This window comes from Bacteroides sp. ET71, from assembly GCF_023336905.1.
GTDB lineage: Bacteria > Bacteroidota > Bacteroidia > Bacteroidales > Bacteroidaceae > Bacteroides.
Window position 1 is genome coordinate 1 of record NZ_JAMBLS010000070.1, and the last position, 3417, is coordinate 3417.

A 3417-nucleotide genomic window follows, 5' to 3' on the forward strand; every position below is an offset into this window, starting at 1 on the left:
CAACAATATGCACAACTTTTTATTCATAAATCTTTTATCAATTTAATTCCGCCAACGGGTTTGGATTATTCTCCAAGCGACTTTACTTTCATCCTTTTTATGTCGAGAATGTGAAATTATAAACCTCTGATTATATCCTGCATTTTTCATTACAATATTACAACCCGTTTTACTCAACCCCTTATCCATCATTGTAGGTAACCATTCTTGGGAAACACTGTTGTAAGTGGTAACATCTGCAAGAACCATTATTCCCAGATTCTCTAATTTTGGTAGGAAGGTTTTTGCTATATGCTCATACGCATTTTGCTGTTCAAAACGCTCTTTCGTTACAAATTCACAGATAGACTTAAACGACATAATGATATCGAATTTCTGAGTAACAACGGCATCCAGAATACTCAAATCATAAAAGTCTTCAATAACTTGCGGGATAACTTTATAGGTGATGCTGATTTTCGTATGAGTTAAATACTCCTTAATCACATTTTCAAAAATACGAAGTGCGGCATGATTACCATCTAAAACTGTTATTTCAACCAACTTTAAGTTAGGCGATAATTCCCCAATGGCCATCAGCAATCCTATTATTTCTCCTCCTGTTCCACACCCGAAATCGAAAATAGAAATCTTATCCCGAAAAATCCAACTCAAAAGATCTTTAATGAAGAAGTTTCTGAAAATACAATACGACTCCGCATAACTACGCGGAAAGTATGTCCCCAGATAATTCAGCACATTACTTTTATCCCAATCGATAACTGTCATGTCTGAATTGGAAGGACAATAATTAGCCTTTAACTGATTAAAGATATAATCATCCAACCATAAAGGAAGAGATACACTGTCCACCATAAAGCGCCTAATATTACCTCTTGCCGACTCCCTGACAAACATTCACTCATTTTTCATGGTTACACATATACACAAAAAAACGTGGAGCCAGTCTGTCACTCGTTCCACGGTCTAGAGGCCTTCGCATTACCCAGTATGTCGAAACGAGCAACGCCGAAAGCCCCACGCCGATGTTTGTATATAATTCGCCTTCTTGCATCTTGCTGACAAGATACAATAATGGCTGTGCATATAAAACACCCTTGGGGCGTCCCCGTTGCTTTGTTTTTGACATACTTTTGAAGTTGCGAAGTTTCCCTTAAAAACAGAACTTTTTAATCACCATTGATATTAAGGAGGTTATATCAGATAGTTAGCGTTTCGACTGTTCAAAACTTACCCACAAAAAGAACCAAAAAGAAGAACCATTTTAAAGAACTGGGGTATGTCAGAGCAAAAACAGTTTTTTATAGACAGTATTAGCTACCATTTCAATTTGCGTAATCCAAAAGGAGAAAAGCCCACACCCATATATATGGTTATACGTTTAGAGGGTAAGCAATACAAGTACCCTTTAGGCTGTAAGATTATTCCATCTCAATGGGATAAGCGAAAAGAGCGACCTTTTATTTCACCTTATCTTTCTGAATTAGACAATCGAAATAATTTTATTATAATTAACAAAATGAGTTTGATGAAAACTTTGTTTTTTGACGTAAAATCGTATATTTGCAATAATCAGACAGACTTAACAGACATAAAGAAAATAATTGATGAAAAATTGGGAAATGGAAACAAAATGACAAGAAAAAAAGAGAATGTATTGATAGAATTAGGCAATTTGATAGAAGCCCAAAGGATGGTGAATGAGAGCAAAAAGAGCTATTTAAGTGAGCTTAGGGCTTTTAGCACTTTTGTAAAAGAGGTAAAAGGAAAGACTATTTTAGCATGGAATGAGATAAACCTATCTCTATTATGCGATTATGAAAAATGGCTTAATACTCGCACTACCAAACACAAAATTACGCATGAATTAGTTTATTTGGAAGATAATACGATTATTGGGAAAAAGCAGAAAATATATACGATTCTCACTTATGCAGACAAAGAAGGCTTGATTGATATGAACGCATTGTCTCTATACAAATTTAAAAATAGGAGCAAAAAAAATCATGTGGAAGAAAATCAGATATATTTAAGCGATGAAGAATTAAATGCTATTAGAGCACTTAATTTGCAGGATAGTAAAGAAATAAAAGCACGTGATTTATTTTGTTTTCAATGCGAAGTGGGACAACGTTTTGAGGATATCAATGGCCTTTCCAATCCTACCATAAAAGAAGATACAATAAAAATATATCAAGATAAAGGTAAGAAATTTGTTTTTGCACCATTGACTAACGCCGCAAAAGATTTGTTGGAAAAATATAATGGATGTCTGCCTAAAATTAGTATTCAGAAAATAAATAAGATACTCAAGAAAATTTTACAAGAGGCAAAGATTGATTACGATGTAGAAGCAGTTGATATAAGAGGAGGTAATCCTTATCACTATAAAGCAAAAGCATGGCAATTAGTAGGTACGCATACAGCAAGGCGTTCATATATTAGCAATAGTCTATTAAAAGGCATAGATAGCAATATTATAAGCAAAAGCACAGGACATAGTACAGACAGCGCATTTAAAAGATACAACAGAATAAGCAGCGAAGAAGCAGCTAAAAGCATTGTTAAGCAACAAAAGCAATGCCAGCAGGGAACAACCATACAAACACAGAATGCTGAATTTTCAATACCCACCCAATATATAGAAGAAAAATTGTTTGAAATAGCATCACTGAAAGGAAACAACCAAAAGCAGCAACATATAATAAACCAGTTGGAACAAGACTTGAAAAAACAAAAGAAAATAGCAGATAAGTATAAAGACTTTGCAGACATACTTACACCTGAAGAATATAGCGATAAAATAACAGAGTTGGCAATGGATGCAGAAATGGAAGAAGTATTTACAGAACATAAAAGATGGGGAGAATAATTAAGGATTGCAATTATAAAATACTACCAGTACCAAATAAAGCCTCGTCCCTTATATAAATAGTTGAGACTGATTATTGTATCCTCTTACTCAGAGTACAATTTTGACCTACTTACTCTATAGGTATAACCGTTCCTTGTGTCTGAAAATTTTCTGATCCAAATTTTTCATTTGTCCTATCTACTTAATATTTATGTTTGTGATCCGGCGAAGCCGAATCACAAACCACAAAATAAAAATCCTAATTTCAAAGCCAATGAATGATATTATCAAGAAAAAAATCTCTTATTCGTTGAAAGGTCGAAGAAAATCTGCCTCAATAAAAAAACGTATAAGTCAGGCCTTAAAAGGACGTAAGTTGTCAGAAGAACACAAGAAAAGAATCAGCCAATCTATGCGAAGAAAGTGTATTAGCGCACCTATTAACCAACAGCCCACCAATACACCTTCACATACATAAAACATAGCCTAAATAATTCTAAATAAGGGCTTCAAGCAAGTTGTAAGATTTGCGACTCTTTTGGATGCGTATCAAACGATTTAGG

Annotated in this window: 2 protein-coding genes; one reads left to right on the top strand and one right to left on the bottom strand. The window is 34.2% G+C overall.

Annotated features, from left to right (window positions below; genetic code table 11):
- Nucleotides 1–42: 42 nt before the first annotated feature.
- A complete protein-coding gene (locus M3090_RS14990) occupies nucleotides 43–855 on the bottom strand; it encodes a class I SAM-dependent methyltransferase (protein WP_249057637.1) in 813 nt (270 codons plus the stop codon).
- 424 nt (nucleotides 856–1279) lie between these two features.
- Between M3090_RS14990 and M3090_RS14995 the strand changes: the two genes are divergently transcribed.
- Nucleotides 1280–2872, top strand: coding sequence for a tyrosine-type recombinase/integrase (locus M3090_RS14995; RefSeq protein WP_249057639.1), 1593 nt, complete (start codon nucleotides 1280–1282; stop codon nucleotides 2870–2872).
- Nucleotides 2873–3417: the final 545 nt, after the last annotated feature.

Excerpts from the sequence above, each read along its gene's own strand:
- M3090_RS14990 (WP_249057637.1), bottom strand. The coding sequence starts at position 855 with ATGGTGGACAGTGTATCTCTTCCTTTATGGTTGGATGATTATATCTTT.
- M3090_RS14995 (WP_249057639.1), top strand. The coding sequence starts at position 1,280 with ATGTCAGAGCAAAAACAGTTTTTTATAGACAGTATTAGCTACCATTTC.